Source organism: Actinobacillus suis ATCC 33415 (assembly GCF_000739435.1).
GTDB classification, from domain to species: Bacteria; Pseudomonadota; Gammaproteobacteria; order Enterobacterales; family Pasteurellaceae; genus Actinobacillus; species Actinobacillus suis.
Map to the genome: position 1 here is coordinate 2,341,731 of NZ_CP009159.1, position 18,262 is coordinate 2,359,992.

Annotated in this window: 21 protein-coding genes; 12 read left to right on the forward strand and 9 right to left on the reverse strand. The window is 39.4% G+C overall.

Annotated features, from left to right (window positions below):
• Positions 1 to 135: 135 nt before the first annotated feature.
• Positions 136 to 459: a zinc ribbon domain-containing protein YjdM gene (locus tag ASU1_RS10890; RefSeq protein ID WP_015674407.1), complete on the forward strand. Its 324-nt coding sequence runs from the start codon at positions 136 to 138 to the stop codon at positions 457 to 459.
• Positions 460 to 631: 172 nt separating this feature from the next.
• Positions 632 to 2,032 (forward strand): cytochrome-c peroxidase, encoded by a 1,401-nt coding sequence (locus ASU1_RS10895; protein WP_015674408.1) that lies wholly within the window; start codon positions 632 to 634, stop codon positions 2,030 to 2,032.
• Positions 2,033 to 2,090: 58 nt separating this feature from the next.
• Here the strand turns inward: ASU1_RS10895 and yggU are convergent, their stop codons facing one another.
• From yggU to yceD, 8 genes are all read right to left on the reverse strand, one after another.
• Entirely contained in the window at positions 2,091 to 2,390 is a 300-nt protein-coding gene (yggU, locus tag ASU1_RS10900) for a DUF167 family protein YggU (RefSeq protein WP_015674409.1), read from the reverse strand.
• Entirely contained in the window at positions 2,391 to 2,924 is a 534-nt protein-coding gene (locus ASU1_RS10905) for a YggT family protein (RefSeq protein ID WP_015674410.1), read from the reverse strand. It lies immediately after the preceding gene.
• Positions 2,925 to 3,046: 122 nt separating this feature from the next.
• Positions 3,047 to 3,388, reverse strand: coding sequence for a YggL family protein (locus ASU1_RS10910; protein WP_015674411.1), 342 nt, complete (start codon positions 3,386 to 3,388; stop codon positions 3,047 to 3,049).
• Between the two features lie 46 nt (positions 3,389 to 3,434).
• Positions 3,435 to 4,196, reverse strand: coding sequence for a tRNA (guanosine(46)-N7)-methyltransferase TrmB (gene trmB, locus ASU1_RS10915; RefSeq protein WP_015674412.1), 762 nt, complete (start codon positions 4,194 to 4,196; stop codon positions 3,435 to 3,437).
• A gap of 47 nt (positions 4,197 to 4,243) precedes the next feature.
• Complete coding sequence (locus tag ASU1_RS10920; protein WP_015674413.1) at positions 4,244 to 5,194, reverse strand: beta-ketoacyl-ACP synthase III; 951 nt, start codon at positions 5,192 to 5,194, stop codon at positions 4,244 to 4,246.
• Positions 5,195 to 5,204: 10 nt separating this feature from the next.
• Positions 5,205 to 6,239 (reverse strand): phosphate acyltransferase PlsX, encoded by a 1,035-nt coding sequence (plsX, locus tag ASU1_RS10925; RefSeq protein WP_039195626.1) that lies wholly within the window; start codon positions 6,237 to 6,239, stop codon positions 5,205 to 5,207.
• Positions 6,240 to 6,263: 24 nt separating this feature from the next.
• Entirely contained in the window at positions 6,264 to 6,434 is a 171-nt protein-coding gene (gene rpmF, locus ASU1_RS10930; RefSeq protein ID WP_005598552.1) for a 50S ribosomal protein L32, read from the reverse strand.
• 17 nt (positions 6,435 to 6,451) lie between these two features.
• Positions 6,452 to 6,976, reverse strand: a complete 525-nt coding sequence (gene yceD / locus ASU1_RS10935) for a 23S rRNA accumulation protein YceD (RefSeq protein ID WP_015674415.1) — start codon at positions 6,974 to 6,976, stop codon at positions 6,452 to 6,454.
• Positions 6,977 to 7,205: 229 nt separating this feature from the next.
• Here yceD and ASU1_RS10940 point away from each other — a divergent pair, with 229 nt between their 5' ends.
• The 10 genes from ASU1_RS10940 (at position 7,206) to ASU1_RS10985 (ending at position 16,730) form a co-directional block, all read left to right on the forward strand.
• Entirely contained in the window at positions 7,206 to 8,000 is a 795-nt protein-coding gene (locus ASU1_RS10940; RefSeq protein WP_015674416.1) for a cytochrome C assembly family protein, read from the forward strand.
• 92 nt (positions 8,001 to 8,092) lie between these two features.
• Complete coding sequence (locus tag ASU1_RS10945; protein ID WP_143222018.1) at positions 8,093 to 9,367, forward strand: HlyC/CorC family transporter; 1,275 nt, start codon at positions 8,093 to 8,095, stop codon at positions 9,365 to 9,367.
• Between the two features lie 381 nt (positions 9,368 to 9,748).
• Positions 9,749 to 11,266 (forward strand): sodium-dependent transporter, encoded by a 1,518-nt coding sequence (locus ASU1_RS10950; RefSeq protein WP_015674418.1) that lies wholly within the window; start codon positions 9,749 to 9,751, stop codon positions 11,264 to 11,266.
• 9 nt (positions 11,267 to 11,275) lie between these two features.
• Positions 11,276 to 11,368, forward strand: coding sequence for a methionine/alanine import family NSS transporter small subunit (locus tag ASU1_RS11845; RefSeq protein ID WP_015674419.1), 93 nt, complete (start codon positions 11,276 to 11,278; stop codon positions 11,366 to 11,368).
• Positions 11,369 to 11,656: 288 nt separating this feature from the next.
• Entirely contained in the window at positions 11,657 to 12,634 is a 978-nt protein-coding gene (gene manX, locus ASU1_RS10960; protein ID WP_015674420.1) for a PTS mannose transporter subunit IIAB, read from the forward strand.
• An 11-nt stretch (positions 12,635 to 12,645) separates the two neighbouring features.
• A complete protein-coding gene (locus tag ASU1_RS10965; protein ID WP_015674421.1) occupies positions 12,646 to 13,470 on the forward strand; it encodes a PTS mannose/fructose/sorbose transporter subunit IIC in 825 nt (274 codons plus the stop codon).
• A 13-nt stretch (positions 13,471 to 13,483) separates the two neighbouring features.
• Positions 13,484 to 14,320 carry a PTS mannose transporter subunit IID gene (locus ASU1_RS10970; RefSeq protein ID WP_015674422.1) on the forward strand — a complete coding sequence of 279 codons (837 nt, stop codon included), beginning with the start codon at positions 13,484 to 13,486 and terminating at the stop codon, positions 14,318 to 14,320.
• A 166-nt stretch (positions 14,321 to 14,486) separates the two neighbouring features.
• The gene (locus ASU1_RS10975; protein WP_015674423.1) at positions 14,487 to 14,945 is read left to right on the forward strand and encodes a DUF986 family protein; all 459 of its coding nucleotides are present in this window, start codon (positions 14,487 to 14,489) and stop codon (positions 14,943 to 14,945) included.
• Positions 14,942 to 16,147, forward strand: coding sequence for a mannose-6-phosphate isomerase, class I (manA, locus tag ASU1_RS10980; protein WP_039195630.1), 1,206 nt, complete (start codon positions 14,942 to 14,944; stop codon positions 16,145 to 16,147). Before ASU1_RS10975 ends, manA begins: the two co-directional genes overlap by 4 nt.
• 67 nt (positions 16,148 to 16,214) lie before the next feature.
• Entirely contained in the window at positions 16,215 to 16,730 is a 516-nt protein-coding gene (locus ASU1_RS10985) for a hypothetical protein (RefSeq protein ID WP_015674425.1), read from the forward strand.
• 90 nt (positions 16,731 to 16,820) lie between these two features.
• On the opposite strand, the gene ASU1_RS10990 is transcribed toward ASU1_RS10985, so the two are convergent.
• Positions 16,821 to 18,257: an HlyD family type I secretion periplasmic adaptor subunit gene (locus ASU1_RS10990; RefSeq protein WP_015674426.1), complete on the reverse strand. Its 1,437-nt coding sequence runs from the start codon at positions 18,255 to 18,257 to the stop codon at positions 16,821 to 16,823.
• Positions 18,258 to 18,262 lie beyond the last annotated feature (5 nt).

Consider the following 18,262-nt stretch of genomic DNA (forward strand, 5'->3'; position numbering starts at 1 on the left):
CCTTAAGAGTTTGGGCATTTTTATTTATATCCGCAAATTGGAACGCTACCTAAATAAGCTAAGATGCATAGGCTTACTTTTTATAGCGTTTCATTATAAAATAACCACTTTTTATCACATTAAGGATTTACTTTTATGACATATCCAGCTTGCCCGCAATGTAAGGGCGAAAATACTTACCATGACTCAATTCAATTCGTTTGCCCTGATTGTGCACATGAATGGACGGGTGAGGAAGTTGAAGAGCATGATGAAGATCAGTTAATCGTTAAAGACAGTAACGGTAATTTATTAGCTGATGGTGATGATGTTCTTTTAATCAAAGATTTAAAATTAAAAGGTTCTTCAGAAGTACTGAAGAAAGGAACTAAATTCAAAAATATCCGTTTAGTACATGGTGACCACAATGTTGATTGTGGCAAAATTATGCTTAAATCGGAATTCTTGAAAAAAGCTTAATTGGTTATTGAATTTTGTTTATTGTAAACGCTCACCTTGGTGGGCGTTTTTTATTTCATAGTTTATATGTATTATTGATATAGATTTTATAGGTTAAGACTATTGATAAATCTCAAAAAATAGATACCTATTTTTATGAGATAATGTAACCTCACACAAATGGAGGTTACCGATGAAAAAATATTTACTTTCAGCCTTAGCTGTTGCTGGCATTGGCTATTTTTCTCTCGTGGGATATGCGTATTGGTTCGATAAAGAACAAGCGCCTAAATTACTGGCTGCAGCCGGATTACCGGAATCACACCAAGCCGTTGCTAGCGTGATGTTTGAAAATGGCTGTCAATACTGTCACACACCGAATGCAGAATTACCTGCTTATTCAAAATTACCTATCGCAAGTCAAATGATGGCGGCGGATATTGAAAAGGGAACTCGCTTTTTCCGTTTCGATCGTTTAATTGAAGGGATGAAAGATCCAAGCAAGCTTTCGGAAGCTGATTTGGCTAAGTTGGAGCAAGTTATTCGCAATGATGAAATGCCGATTGCGAAATATATCCATGTTCACTGGGGCGCTCGTCCGGATGCGGAACAGAAGAAAGTGATTCTAGATTGGATTACTGCACAGCGCCAGGCACACTTCTTACCAAAAGCAGAAGGCACAGATGCAACGCGTTTAGTTCAACCGATTCCAGATCAATTAGCAACCAATCCACATAAAGTGGCACTAGGTGAGGGGCTTTATTTTGACGGACGTTTATCAGGTGACGGTTCAATCCAGTGCCGTACTTGTCACCAATTAACGCAAGGCGGGGTGGATAATTTACCGGTGTCGGAAGGGATTCACGGCTTAAAAGGCGGTATCAATGCACCAACCGTATTTAATGCGGCATTTAATAAATGGCAATTCTGGGATGGTCGTGCGAAAACATTAGCTGATCAAGCGGGCGGTCCGCCAACTAATCCGGTTGAGATGGGGTCAAAAACTTGGGATGAGATTTTGGCTAAGTTGAGCAAAGATGAAGACTTTATGCAACGTTTCCTTGCAGTTTATCCACATCTTGATCAAGCAAATGTGACAGATGCGATTGGTGAATTTGAGAAAACGCTTATTACACCAAATAGTGCCTTCGACCGTTTCTTAAAAGGTGATCAAAACGCATTAACTGACGTACAAAAACGTGGTTATGAACATTTCAAAAATGCGAAATGTGACACCTGTCATACTGGTACGGCAATGGGTGGACAATCATTTGAATATATGGGCTTATACGGCGACTACTTCAAAGATCGTGGTACGGAATTAACGGAAGCGGATCACGGTCGTTATGCGGTAACTAAGGATCCAAGCGATATGCACCGTTTCAAAGTGCCGACTTTACGTAACGTGGCGTTAACCGCACCATATATGCACGATGCAAGCGCGAAAGACTTAAAAGAAGCGGTTCGTATTATGGGTATTTACCAAAGCAATAAACAGTTCTCTGATACGGAGCTTAATGAGTTAGTTGCTTTCTTAGAATCACTAACCGGTGAATATAAAGGCAAATTACTAACTAATGAAAAAGTGAAATAATTTCACATAAACAAGCGGTGGGATTTCTGCAAAACTTTGCAAACATCCCACCGTTTTTTTATTTATTCAGCAATACTTCGATTTCTTTCGGTATCACTTTTGGCTCCGGCACAAATAATTGCTTATGTCGCTGTAGCTCACCTTTCTCCAGCACGATACTACTTTTAGGCACTTTAAATAACTTGCTTAAATATTTCAGCAAATGCGCGTTAGCCGCACCGTCGACCGGTGGTGCGGTAATCGCAATTTTGAGTTCATTATCGTGTAAACCGACAATTTGATCGCGGCTTGCCTTGGGTTGTAAAAAAATCCGCAGGCGGATGCCACACGGATTTTCAATACGTTCTACTGCTTCCATTTAAGCAATCGCCCAAAGCACGCCAAATATACTATAGAAAAGGTTATTTAGCAGAATTAAGCCGAACCCGAGTACCATCACCGAAAAATCCAACATACCGGTACGCGGTAATAATTTACGGATAAAGCCTAATACCGGCTCGGTGATTTGTGCCACCATATAATCTAACGGGTGATCACCACGTGTGACCCAACTCATTAAGGCACGAATTAAAGTGGTGAAAAACAGAATTTGACCGAAGGTTTTTACCACTCCCAATAAGCCCGCTAACACTGCCATGGCTACTGGTACACCTAAAATAAATTTCTCTAAAGCAAGTAATAGTAGTGCAATCAGTAATGCAGCGAAATTGATGTTTTTTACGGTTGGAATCACTTTACTTACTGGATTCACTAAGGGTGAAGTAAGGCGTAAAAGTGATTGGGATAACGGCATATAGGGATCAACACGGCAAAATTGAAGCCAAGTACGCAAAATTAATACAAAGCTAAAAAAGCCGATAATGATTGAAAGAACAGGGGCTAGAAATTCCATCTATCTTCCTCTTATAAATATCTTCTATAAACTATTCGGGCGGGAATACACCCGCCCTCATGATAGAAAGCGGTCGGAATTTGCAATTTTTTTGCAAAATTTAACCGCTTGTCGCTAAAGCATTAGCCTTGAACCGGATAATCCCACCAGATGTCGAATAAACCGCTTACTTCAACTTGAGTTAAGCCATTGTTTTCTAACCAAGTTTTTACTAATTGTTGGTGAGATTCATCACATTTACCTAATTTTTCTAAGCAAACTAAACCTTCCCAGTGTAAGTAACCGCTACCTTCATAAGCTAAACCGTTTGGTTTGATTACTTCTGCGATAAAACGGTCTACGGTTAAATCAATTTGATCAATACCTGTGTTTTCCGCAAATTGGAATTTTACTAAGAAGCCTAATTCTTGGAATTCTGCTAAGTGCATTTTTTTACGCTGACGCGCGTTGCGTTGAATAGCCATTTGTATCTCCCCTTATTTAATGAGAATGGATAGTTAAAATCAATCGTTAAACCGATTGTGCTTGTTTAACGAAATATAAGTCCCACACGCCGTGTCCAAGACGATGACCGCGTTCTTCAAACTTGGTTAAAGGGCGGAAATCTGGGCGTGGAATAAAGTCATTGGTTGTCGAGGTATTGCGTAACTCTTTGTCGAATTGACGTAGTACTTCCAGCATATGTTCTGCATAGTTTTCCCAGTCGGTTGCGAAATGGATAAAACCATTATCCCCTAATTTAGTTAGCACTCGAGTGATAAATTCCGGCTGCACAATACGGCGTTTATGGTGTTTCGCTTTTTGCCACGGATCCGGGAAATAGAGTTGTAGACCGCCTAATGCAGCGTCAGCAATCGCATCACGTAAGATTTCCGTTGCATCATGGCAAATCACACGCAAGTTTTTCACGCCTTTTTCTAAGGCATAAGCGATACAAGCGCCGACACCCGGCGTATGTACTTCAATACCGATATAGTTACGATCCGGATTTTGTTCCGCCATTTCAACCAATGAACGTCCCATACCGAAGCCGATTTCTAACACAACCGGATTGTTGTTACCGAAAATCTGCTCAAAATTAAAAGGTGTGTTTTGATAATCCAAACCGAGATTTGCCCAGTTGTTATTCATCATATCACGTTGGTAATCGCTCAAACGCCCGGTACGTAATACGAAACTACGTACTTTACGAAGATAACGACCGTCTTCGGTGAATTCGGCTTGTTCTACGGTTTTACGTTTTTTATCTGCAAAAGTTTGTTTTTCTGACATTTGTAAAAATTCTATCTTTTTTGACCGCTTGTTAGAGACGACATGGGTTAAAAACGAACAAGGGCAGAACCCCAAGTCCAACCGCCACCAAATGCTTCAAGGAGTAATAATTGACCGCGTTGAATACGTCCGTCACGAACCGCTTCATCTAACGCAACAGGAACAGTTGCCGCACTATTGTTACCATATTTCTCAACCGTTAATACCACTTGCGACATATCCATTTCGAGTTTTTTCGCTGTTGCGGCAATAATACGAATATTCGCTTGATGCGGTACTAACCAGTCTAAATCCGATTTTTGTAAATTATTCGCTTCAAGGGTTTCTTCCACCACACTTGAAAGCTGACCTACCGCTAATTTAAAGGTTGCATTGCCTTGCATTTGAATAAAGCCGGATTTCTCATTACCACGCTGTTGTGCCGGTAATGCCAACATATATTCAGTATCGGAAGACGAATGTAGGTGAGTTGAAATAATACCTTGTTCTTCACTTGCTTCAAGAATGACAGCACCTGCTCCGTCACCAAATAACACTACCGTACTACGATCGGTTTCATCCAATGCACGAGAGTTTAAATCAGAACCGATAACCAAGGCTTTTTTTACTTTGCCGCTACGCACGAATTGATCTGCGATACTTAACGCATAAACAAAACCCGTACAAGCAGCAGCAACATCAAATGCAATGGCATCCTGAATGTCTAACATGCCTTGAATTTGGCAAGCTGCACTCGGGTAAGCGTGAGAGTTAGTTGTAGTTCCCACGACAATCAGATCAATTTCATTGTGATCAATCTTCGCCATTTCTAGTGCTTTTTTAGCCGCTTGTGCCCCCATAGTTGCAACAGTTTCATCTGCAGCAGCAATACGACGTTCTTTCATACCGGAACGAGTAAAAATCCACTCATCGGTCGTATCTACCATCTTTTCTAAATCAGCATTAGTTCGAATTTGAGCAGGTAAATAACTACCTGTTGCTAAAATTTTGCTGTACATATTTTATTCTCTATAAATTTTGATGTAATTTGTTTAATCCTTGCCAAATTTTATCAGGAATTTGCCTTTGGATCTGCCCAATTGCATGATCAATTGCATAAAAATATGCATTAGTACTTGCACCACCATGGCTTTTTACCACCACAGAAGATAATCCAAGTAAGGTTGCTCCATTATGGCGATCCGGATTAATTTGTTGCAATTTTCGATAAGAGCGATAAAAAATAGCTCGTAATAAATAACGTTTAGTACTTTGACAAATAAAAGAACCTTCAGAGGATCTTTTTAATAGTGAAAGAATATTTTTGGCGGCTCCTTCCACTGCTTTTAGAGCGATATTACCGGTAAATCCATCACAAACAATGACATCCGCCATATTATTCATCAGCTTATCACTTTCTAGAAAACCGATATAATTTAAATCATTGCGTAGTTGTAAACGTTTATCCGTATTACGAATAGTTTGCGTACCTTTGCTATTTTCTACGCCGATATTTAATAGTGCTAAACGCGGATAAACTAAATCTAGCATCACTTCGGCAAAAATATTTCCCATTTCAGCAAACTGGATAAGTAAATCACTATCTGCTTCTACGTTTGCACCTAAATCAAGCATGACGCTTGATTTTCCGTTCATGCTTGGAATGAGTGTGGTAAGCGCTGGGCGTTCAATATTCGGTAACGGTTCAATTAATATTTTAGCTAATCCCATCAATGCGGCAGTATTTCCACCGCTAATGCATCCTTGTGCTTCACCGTTTGCGACAGCTTCTAATGCCAAACGCATAGAACTTCCTTTACTTTGGCGTAATGCTTGCATTAAAGGAATATTTGCATCAATAGCATGGGGCGTATGAACAAATTGAATACGTTTTAGCTGATCGTTAGGGAGAGCATTCAGAAAAGGACTTGCTTGGCGCTGATCGCCAAATAGTATAAAAGATAGCATCGGATTCTGTGCCAATGCTAGAGATAATGCAGGGATAGTAACACGGGGACCAAAGTCCCCGCCCATCACATCTAACGCAAGGGTTAGACGATTCAACTGATACCTCGAAACTAACCGAGATTATTTGTTGATTACTTTACGACCACGGTAGTAACCGTCAGCAGTTACGTGGTGACGTAAGTGAGTTTCACCAGTTGTTTTATCTACTGAAACTGCTGCTGTTGTTAATGCATCGTGTGAACGACGCATATCACGACGTGAACGAGATTTCTTATTTTGTTGAACAGCCATTGGCTATACTCCTAGATCTAGTTTTTCTTTAAATTAGCTAATACAGCGAACGGGTTAGGTTTCTTCGCCAATTCTTCAGGCAATTCGCCAAACACCTGTTCACTCACGGACACTTCACAGTGTTCTTCACTATGCATCGGGACTAGAGGCAATTCGATGATAAACTCATCTTCAATCATATCTAGTAAATTTACTTCACCAAACTCGTTTACTTCGATAGGTTCATAAATTTCGGGCAAATTGTCCGCCTGATCCATATTAGACACTGGACTGAAACAAAATGAACAGTCGAGTGTTTGTGTAAACGGGTTACCACATCGTTGGCAATCAAATTCCACCTCAACTTTCGCCGTACCTTTAATGACGGTTAAGCGTTGCGGATCGATATATAACGAGAGAGTAACTTGTGCATCGCTTAGCACATTGCTCACAGATTCACCCAAACGACTAAGGAGACTACTGAAAATGTAGCCTTCGTAATCCATTCGACGCTGAGCGTCTTTATATGGGTCAATGGTGAGGGGTAGTTTTACCTTTTGCATAGGGTGTGCATATTACAGATAGAAAGCAAAATAGTCAAAGAGAAAATCGGATTTTTCTAAAATATGTCGGTATAGGGAAAAGATCTCTCACTTGGGTTTGATATAAGGTAAATTATGCTAATTTTTTCTAGGTAATTTGACCACTAACCATAGAAAAAAAGCTATAAAACTGGTACTTTTATCACCTAGCTGAAAATTATTCTTATTTTACGTTAAAAACGGGACAATGATGTTATTTGCTATTCTGGCGATCCTTGCTTATTTAGGCGCTTTATTATGGGTGGCTCCAACCGTAGCCAATTTAGAAAACCAAGCCAATAACCAAAAACCGAATATTAAAGCGGTCTTTGGTATTGGGTTGCTTGCGATACTTTTTCACGGTATTAGCTTGTCTCAAGAATTTATTTCGACTGAGAATGGACAAAACTTTTCGCTGTCGAATGTGAATTCATTGATGAGTCTTCTACTCAGTGCTTTTGCAACATTAGCTTTGCCTCGTTGGAGAACGATTTGGTTTCCGCTCATGGTCGTTTATACCTTTGGTATTTGTAGCGTGGCGGTTTCAAGTTTTGCGACAGGGAATTTTATTAAAAACTTAGCGGATAATCCGGGATTAGTATTCCACTTAGGTATTGCATTATTTTCGTATGCGTTATTCTTTTTAGCATTGCTTTATGCATTACAGCTAAAATGGTTAGATAAAAAACTGAAAAGCAAAAAACCGGTATTTTGCAGTATGTTGCCACCATTAATGACGGTTGAGCGTCATTTCTTTACCTTGACGTTAGCAGCACAGGCGATGCTGACGGTGACGTTAATTTCTGGCATGATTTATCTGCATAATTTCTTTGCACCAGAACAAATTCATAAAGCGATTTTTTCGTTTATCGCTTGGATTGTTTATACTATTTTATTACTCGGACAATGGAAATTCCGTTGGCGTGGAAATCGGGTGCTAATTTATTCAATTTTAGGTACAATATTATTGACTGTCGGTTATTTCGGTAGTCATGTGATTTCATAATCACGAGCGGAAGCGGTCGGATTTTCTGTATTTTTTGCAAATTATTTTTCAAATTTGACCGCTTAATTATTCATTTATATAGGACTTTTATTTTGGACAGTATTCCCCTGAGTACTCTTTTTATTTCACTCACAATTCTTTTATTCCTTTCTGCGTTTTTCTCAAGTTCTGAAACAGGACTTATGTCGCTCAACCGCTATAAAATGCGTCACCTTGCCGAAAGCGGTCACAAAGGGGCGAAACTTGCGGAAAAACTTCTCAACAAGACGGATGTATTACTCAGTCTTATCCTTATTTGTAATAATTTAGTCAATATTGCCGCTTCTGCGATTGCTACGGTGATTGGTATGCGTTTAGCCGGTGATGCCGGTGTGGCGATTGCAACCGGCGCGCTGACCTTTGTAATGTTAGTTTTCTCAGAAATTCTGCCGAAAACCATTGCGGCGATTTATCCGGAAAAAATCGGCTTTTTTGCCAGTTATGTCTTAACGCCGTTAAAAAAAATATTAATGCCGTTAGTATTTTTAATGAATTTAATCATTAGCGCTTTAATGAAATTATTACGCGTTAAAAAAGATGAAAATAAAGGACTGAGTGCGGAAGAATTACGCGGTGTGGTTTTAGAAGCCGGAAAATTTATTCCGACCGAACACCAAGAAATGCTAATTTCTATTTTAGATATGGAAAAAGTGACGGTCGAAGATATTATGGTGCCTCGCAACGACATTGGCGGTATTGATATTGATGACGATTGGAAATCAATTATGCGTCAATTAAACCATGCGGCACACGCCCGGGTGGTGCTATATAAAGGCAATATGGATAAAAATGTGCTTGGCATGTTGCGTGTAAGGGAAGCTTTTCGCTTACTGTTAGAAAAAGACGAACCAAGTAAAGAAACACTGATTCGAGCAGTGGATGAGGTTTACTTTATTCCGGAAGGGACACCTCTCACTACCCAGCTAATGAATTTTAAAACCAATAAAGAACGTATCGGCTTAGTAGTGGATGAATATGGTGATATTAAAGGCTTAGTCACTTTAGAAGATATTTTGGAAGAGATTGTCGGCGAATTCACCACCTCAACGGCTCCAAGTTTGGAAGAAGAAGTGAAGCAACAATCGGATGGCTCGGTCATTATTGAAGGCTCGGCAAATTTACGTGATCTGAATAAGTTGTTTGGCTGGAATTTACCGGTAGACGAAGTACGGACTTTCAATGGTTTAATTTTGGAACATCTTGAAAAAATTCCGGATGAAGACACTCAATTTGAACTGAACAATTTAAAAGTGACGGTGTTGGAGGTGGCGGACAATATGGTGAAACAAGCAAAAGTTGAGCCAATTTCCCCTCCAGAAAAAGGCTAAGTCGGTAAGCGGTCGATTTGTAAAATTTTTTGCAAAATCGACCGCTTGTTTTTTGTGGATTTGACTCGTACTACTGTTCTATTTTAGTTTGTTTTTTGAGCTAATGAAATTCAAATAGTTGTGCTACAAATTTAACAATGAATTTATATAAATATCTGAATCTATATTGATATTAGATGAATATACTAAAATATTGGTGTTTTTGTAGTTTAAATCACTGGTAAATTCTAAAAAATCACGTCTAAAATTTATTTTATTCTCTTTACTTCTTAACAATTCTTCGGCATATTGCTCGCCCTTGCGAGCTGTATTCGCAACCAATTTTCTTTTATTCAAATAAAAACTTAATGTGTTTAATATTTAACATTTGAGGTATCTCTCGTGTCTTCTAGCAACGCAACTCCAGCAAAACGTGCTACTTTTTCCGGCCGTAATGCTTTTATTCTCGCTGCCATCGGTTCTGCCGTTGGTTTAGGAAACATTTGGCGTTTCCCTTATACCACTTATGAAAATGGTGGTGGTGCATTTATTATTCCTTATATCGTAGCGCTTTTAACCGCAGGTATTCCGTTATTGTTTTTAGATTTTGCAATTGGTCACCGCCACCGTGGTGCGGCGCCATTGTCATTCCGCCGTTTAAACCGTCATTTTGAAGTATTTGGTTGGTGGCAAGTATTGGTAAATGTGATTATCGGTATCTATTATGCGGTCGTACTTGGTTGGGCGGCAGTTTATACCTATTTCTCTCTGACTAAAGCGTGGGGGGATAAACCGGTTGATTTCTTTGTCGGCGAATTCTTAAAAATGGGTGATATCGCAAATGGTATCAGCTTTGAATTTGTCGGTATGGTTGTTGGCCCACTTATTGCTGTGTGGATTATTGCTTTAATCGTATTGGCATTGGGGGTAGAGAAAGGAATTGCAAAATCATCAAGTATTTTAATGCCGGTATTGGTTACTATGTTTATTGTATTAGTGATCTCATCGCTATTTTTACCGGGTGCAACTAAAGGTTTAAATGCATTATTTACGCCGGATTGGACGAAATTAGCTGACCCGAGTGTATGGATTGCGGCGTATGGTCAAATCTTTTTCTCGCTTTCAATTTGCTTCGGTATCATGATTACCTATTCTTCATATTTGAAGAAAGATGCGGATCTTACCGGCACGGGGATGGTGGTTGGTTTTGCGAACTCGAGCTTTGAAGTATTAGCCGGTATCGGGGTGTTTGCGGCATTAGGCTTTATGGCAACCGCAGCCGGTCAGGAAGTGAGTGAAGTGGCGAAAGGCGGTATCGGTCTAGCATTCTTTGCTTTCCCGACCATTATCAATGAAGCGCCAATGGGAACATTACTTGGCGTGTTGTTCTTCGGCTCATTAACCTTTGCTGCACTAACATCTTTCATTTCAGTGATTGAAGTAATTATTGCTGCAGTTCAAGATAAATTAAAATTTAGTCGCGTAGCTTCAACATTTATTGTCGGTTTACCGATGATGGCAGTGTCGGTTGTGTTATTCGGTACGACAACCGGTTTACCAATGTTGGATGTGATGGATAAATTTGTAAACAACTTTGGTATTGTTGCGGTAGCCTTTGCTTCATTAGTAGCGATTGTGGCAAAAGGTAAACTGAGTACGCTTGGCCACCATATTAATAAGACTTCATCAATTAAGGTTGGCACTTTCTGGCGCTTATCGGTTGTAGTTACCACTGGGGTATTAGCCTTTATGTTATTTAGTGAAGCGATCAAAGTGTCTAACGAAGGATACGAAAATTATCCAAGTTGGTTTGTGAATAGCTTTGGTTGGGGCATGGCGGTTGCGTTAGTTATCGTAGCATTTATTCTGTCTCGCTTAAAATGGCATAACGAAACGGAATTTAATCCGGAAAACGAATAGGAGAAGAGTATGAGTACTCCAGCAATTATTATGATGAGTATTGCGCTTGTGATTATTTGGGGTGGTTTAGCTTTTGCGGTTAAACGCTTACCAAAAGAGTAAAAATTCACAAAAATAAGTAAATAGTGGACCGCTTGTTATTTTAACAAGCGGTCTTTTTTTACAGTGAAATTTCAAAAAATACTCTATTTGTGAAAATTAATTTCATTAATGAATAAATTAAGTTAAATGATAATGATTAATAATTAATCAGCTGAATCAGATAAATGAGATATAGATCACAAATCTAACAAATGTTATTTGTGTTATGTAAAGATCTATCTACAATTTACTCCGATTTTCACTCTATTTGAAAAGAAATTTCATAAGAATCCCATTAAGGAGTAAATAATGAGCATTGCTATTATCATAGCGACCCACGGTGTTGCGGCGGAGCAGCTTCTCAAAACAACGGAGATGTTGATCGGCGAGCAGTCAGACGTTGCCTATATCGACTTCGTGCCTGGCGAAAATGCAGAAACCATTATGGGTAAATATCAAGCATTGGTGGAAGGCGAATTATCACATTGTGATCAAGTGCTTTTCCTTGTTGATATGTGGGGCGGCAGTCCGTTTAATGCGGCAAACCGTTTCCAAGAAGGCAAAACCAATATGGACGTAGTAACCGGCGTGAATATTCCGATGCTGGTAAATGCGTGTATGGCTCGTGATGATGTTGAATCGCTAGAAGAATTGGTTGAGGTGGCATTAGAAGCTGGCTCGACAGGCGTGCGTTCATTAAATCACCAACCGGCGGTAGCAGAACCGGCAGCTCCTGCGACACAACCGCAACCGACAGAGCCAGCTCCACAACAAATTGTGGATGACGGTCGCCGTATGACGATTGCATTAGCACGTATTGATGACCGTTTAATTCACGGTCAGGTTGCGACCGTATGGACCAAAGAAAGCAAAGTAAAACGTATCATCGTAGTCAATGATGATGTTGCGAAAGATAAAGTACGTTCTACGATGCTGAAAAGTGTAGCTCCACTAGGTGTAACGGCTCACGTGGTTGATGTTGCGAAAATGATCCGTGTATATAACAACCCTGAATATGCTGACGATCGTGTAATGCTATTATTTACTAATCCAAGTGATGTATTAAGCTTAATTGAAGGCGGCGTTCCGTTAACTTCAATCAACGTAGGCGGTATCTCTCATAAAGAGGGTAAACAAATGGTTAGCCATGCGGTAGCAGTAGATCAGAAAGATATTGATGCATTTAAAGCGATTGATGCAAAAGGCGTTGAATTAGAAGTGCGTAAAGTATCAAGCGATAGCCGTCAAGCGATGATGGATCTATTGAAGAAAAATAACTTAATTTAAGGGAAATTATTATGGAACTCTCAGTATTACAAATCATTTTAGTGTTCCTTGCTGCTTGTATTTCAGGCGCAGGTTCAATCCTTGATGAATGGCAAACCCAGCGTCCTATCGTGGCGTGTACGTTAGTTGGTTTAGCGTTATCAATAGGTGCACCGGATTCTGCAGAAGTGATTAAAAATGCCATCATTATCGGCGGTACGCTTGAATTAATGGCGCTAGGTTGGATGAACATCGGTGCGGCAGTTGCACCGGATGCGGCATTAGCTTCTGTTGTTTCAACTATCCTTGTTATTGTTGGCGGTCAAGAAATCGCAACAGGTATCGCAGTAGCAATTCCACTTGCAGCGGCAGGTCAGGTATTAACTTATGTGGTACGTGCGATTACCGTTGGTTTCCAACACGCGGCAGATAAATCAATCGAAGATGGTAGTTTAGCTCGCTTAGACTGGTTACACCGTGGTGCGTTAATGCTTCAAGTAATGCGTATTGCTATCCCAGCACTTATTGTTGCGTTAACAGCAGGTACTGACGTTGTACAAACAATGTTAAATGCAATTCCGCCGGTTGTAACAACAGGTCTTAAAATTGCAGGTGGCTTCATTGCAGTAGTAGGTTACGCAATGGTTATCAATATGATGCGTGCAGGTCACTTAATGCCTTTCTTCTTCGCAGGTTTTGTTATTGCAGGCTTTACTGATTTCAACCTTGTTGCACTAGGTGCATTAGGTGCAATCATGGCATTGCTTTACATCCAATTACATCCTAAATACAACAAAAGCCAACAAGTTGTGGTAGCACAAGCAGCTGATAACGGCTTAGACAACCGCTTAGACTAAGAAGGAATTTACTATGACTACTGAAATCAAAAAAGTAACAAAAAGTGATTTGAATGCGGTTGTTCGTCGTTCAAACTTATTCCAAGGTTCATGGAACTTTGAGCGTATGCAAGGCTTAGGTTTTGCTTACTCAATGGTACCGGTGATCAAACGTTTATATCCGGACCAAAACTCACAAGAACGTAAAGATGCGATTAAACGTCACTTAGAATTCTTCAATACTCAACCATTCGTTGCTGCACCGGTATTAGGTGTGACGATTGCGATGGAAGAAGAGCGTGCAAACGGTAAAGAGATCGACAATGCGGCAATCAACGGTATTAAAGTTGGTTTAATGGGACCGCTTGCCGGTGTAGGTGACCCAATCTTCTGGGGTACGGTACGTCCGGTATTTGCAGCGCTTGGTGCGGGTATCGCATTAAACGGTTCAATCCTCGGCCCGATTTTATTCTTCGTATTATTTAACCTTGTTCGTTTAGCGACCCGTTACTACGGCGTAACTTACGGTTATAAAAAAGGTTTAGACGTAGTACAAGATATGAGTGGCGGCTTGTTACAAAAATTAACGGAAGGTGCATCAATCCTTGGTTTATTTATCATGGGGGCGTTAGTTCAGAAATGGACAAGCATCAATGTACCACTTGTCGTTTCTAAGATTCAAATGCAAGACGGTACGGAACAAACAACAACCGTACAACAAATTCTTGATAGCTTAATGCCGGGTTTATTACCGTTATTATTAACATTTGCTTGTATGTGGTTATTGCGTAATCGTGTGAACGCACTTTGGATTATCGTAGGCTTCTTTGTTATCGGTATCTTAGGTGCAGCAACAGGTACATTAGCTTAATATTGCTTTTCCACGGAAACCGACTTACTCTAATAATATAGATATAATTTGTGTTTCCGTGGTTTTATTTTACAAGCGGTAAAATTTGCGGATTTTTTTACAAAAATTCAATAAATTTTGACCGCTTATTTTTTGTGAACTCCTTATTATTAAGTGGCAAATTTCCATGACAAACATTATTCTTCTTATTGGTATCGCGGCAGTGCTTGCTTTTGCAATTTACGATCAAGTGATTATGCCTAAATTGAAAGGTGAAACGAAATTGAGCGTGCAATTACAACGCCAAGTGAAAGGAGATGCATGGATCTTAATGGGATTAATTGCACTGACTATCGTTTATGGAGTTCAACATGGAATTGAATCGCTCACCATTTATTTATTAGCGTTTTCAATTATACTTTGTGTTTATGTTACTTTTTTACGTTCGCCACGTTTATTATTAAAAGAACAAGGATTCTTTTTTGCCAACGTCTTTTTTGAGTATGCTAATATTCATCAAATTAACTTAGCTCAATCACAAATTATTGTGATTGATTTAAAAAGCGGACGACGCTTATTAGTACGTATTCAAACGCCTGAAGATATAGAGAAAGTTGTAAACTTCTTTGGAGGATACAAAAAATGATTTTTAAATTAAAAGGCAAATTTCAACATTATGATTGGGGTGGTTCAACTTTTATTCCGCATTTTTTGAAATTGGATGTGCCCGAACAAAAACCTTATGCGGAATACTGGTTAGGAACCCATCCCTCGGCACCCTCGGATATTTTATTTGAACAAAAATGGCTCCCATTGGATCAAGTTATTCAAGTTGCCCCCGAATTATTAGGTGAGAAAAGCCGAAGCCAATTTGGTGATAATCTTCCTTATTTATTGAAAATTTTAGATATAAAACAACCGCTTTCTATTCAAATTCATCCTACTAAAGCCGAAGCTGAACATGGTTTTGCCTTAGAAAATCAGCAAGGTATTCCTCTTTCCGCCCCTCAGCGTGTTTATAAAGATCGCAACCATAAGCCGGAGATGATGATCGCTCTTTCTGACTTCTGGGGATTACATGGCTTCAAACCGATCGCTGATATTAAAGCGAGTTTAGAACAGCATGATTCACTTAAACCGATTGCCAAAGCTTTAGATGAAAAGGGTTTACCTTCGGTTTATGCCGATATTATGCAAGCGGACAAGCAACAAATTTCTGAGTGGTTGTTACCGATTATTGAAGAAAAATTTGAAGAATACCAAGCCGGAAAACTGAAACCGGATAATCCGGATTATTGGATATGCTACATTTCTGATGCGATGAATTCACCGCTACATAGTTTAGACGGTGGTATTATTTGTTTTTATTTCTTTAATATTGTTTACCTCAAAAAAGGTGAAGGCTTATATCAAGGCGCAGGCTTACCGCACGCTTATTTGCGCGGACAAAATATTGAATTAATGGCAAATTCGGATAACGTTATTCGGGGTGGATTAACACCTAAACATATTGATATTCCCGCTTTACTGCATTCAATTGATTATCGTCCGGTTACACCTAAAATCATTCCGGCTTATCGAGAAACCGATGGCTTTATTCATCTTTACCCAACACCGGAAGCAAAAGATTTTGCCTTACAACACCTAGAGTTTAAACCTTTTGATGAAGAAAACTTTACCGCCGATTGTGCAAGTATTCTGTTAGTTATGAAAGGTAGCTTATATATTGATTTAGGCAGAGAGGCAATTCATCTACAACAAGGCGAGTCAATTTTTATCGCAGCAGAGAGCCAAGTGGATATTATTGCGGAAACAGACGGCTATGCAGTGATTGCAACCTTGCCGTAAATCTGACAATATATATTGTGATTAATATATGGCGTAATGTTTTTGGCTTTAACTATTGAGGTAAATTATGAAATACTCAACCTTACTTGCCAGTGCGGCAATGTCGTTGCTTTTAGCAATGAATGCTTATGCGGAAGGTAATCAAATTCAACCAACAGTTGAACATAAAACCGTGACAAAAAATGCCCCGCTTTCGGCAAAAGAAGCTAATCAAAAGCGCTTTAATGATAGTGTTGCATTACGTTTTTTCGGTTATGAGCTTACGCAAGATCCACAGGGTCAACCAATGCTTAGTTTCAAATATAGTATTGAGAATAAAACAAAACGTAACATTCGTATTGTGCAATGGGCGGTAAATTATATCCATGACGGTAAAATCATTTTGACACAGGATACGCCGGTCACGTTTAAAGATAATTTAAAACGTAGAACAACGGCTGAATTGGTGTTTTCTGTACCAGTAGCTGAATTACCAGTTCAAGCACAAGCAGTATTTCAAAATCCGCAGGCGAAGCTGAATGCACAATTTGATGCTCGCCAAATTGTCTTCTCAAACGGCGCAAAAATTATTGTAGCTAAATAATTTTTTTAGATAAAAAAGCGGTCGGATTTCATCTATTTTTTGCAAAATTCTGATGAAATCCGACCGCTTGCTCTTACATACCTAAGTGACCTAGCGCTCTCTCAAGCTTTCAGAAATAGATTCTTCCAGCGGACTTAATAAGTAACTAATCACACTACGTTCTCCTGTCTTGATCTCGGCAGTAACGCTCATCCCTGAGCCAAGTGCGATCTCTTTGCCATCTTTACTAGACAGCGTTTTCTTATCAATTGAGATAATGGTATTAAATACCAAACCAAGTTGCGGATGCTCAATTGCTTCTAAAGTGATATGTTTTACTTTACCCGTTAAATAACCATAGCGAGTATAAGGAAATGTCTCAACTTTGATCACGGCATCTTGTCCCACTTCAATAAAACCAATGTCCTTATTCTGAATTAAAGCGGTGACTTCAAGAACATCATCTTCCGGCGCAATCACCATTAATGTTTCTGCGGTCGTTACAACACCGCCAACCGTATGGGTTTTTAACTGTTGTACCGTACCGGAAACCGGTGCTCGAATGACTGATGCGACTTGGCGTTGCTCATTTTTTTCTAGCTCAAGTTTAAGTTGCTTTTCCGTTTCAACATTTTGCTTAAGCTTTTCAAGTACATCCGCTTTAAAGAGTTGCGTAATTAATTGTGCATCTTCTTTTGCTTGGCGTAAGTCACTTTCTACCTCATTTAAGCGAGATTGATAGACCGCAAGTTCATTGACGGCTTCAATATAATGGTTTTCTTGTGCTAATACATCGTGCTTTGATGCCGATCTTGAATTGAACAGTTTTTTAAGATCCTTCAATTTTTCCTGTTCTACTCGGCTTATCCCTTCATATTTACGAATATTAGCTAAAACCGTTTGTTTCTCAGCTTCTCGGCGTTGTAATACCAATTCCTTTTGATATTTTTGTTTTTGCCACGCTTCGAATTGTTCAACAATTAAATGACGAATCCGTGTCTTATCCTCTTCAGAGGCGTGACTAAAGTCATTATGTGTTAATTCGATTAATGGCAAATGATTCGTTTCAACGGCAGTTAATAGCGTTTCGTAACGATAACGTTCTAATTTTGCCAATGACAACGAGCTTTGGGTTTTTTGTTGATCCGCATCTGCACCAAGCGCAGTAAGGTGTAGCAACAATTCCCCTTTTTGTACAAATTGTCCATCTTGTACAAAAATTTCCTTCACCAGTGCATTTTCAATTGGTTTAATTTCTTTACTGCGTCCGCTAAAGGTAAGTTTTCCTGAAGCGCTAGCAACAATTTCCACGTGACTAACAATTGAAATGACCAATGCTAAAAACAAGAAAAGCATAATTAAGTAAGCAACCAATCTTGGCTTTTTTGAAACCGGTGTTTCAATTAGCTCTAAGTGTGCCGGTAAAAACTCACTCTCATCACTTTCTCGGTCTGGAGTGTCTAGTTGATGACGAATTTTCCAAACTTCTGACCAAACGGTTTTATAACGTTGGAGAAATTCCCATAATCCCATAAACCATGTTTTCATTTTTT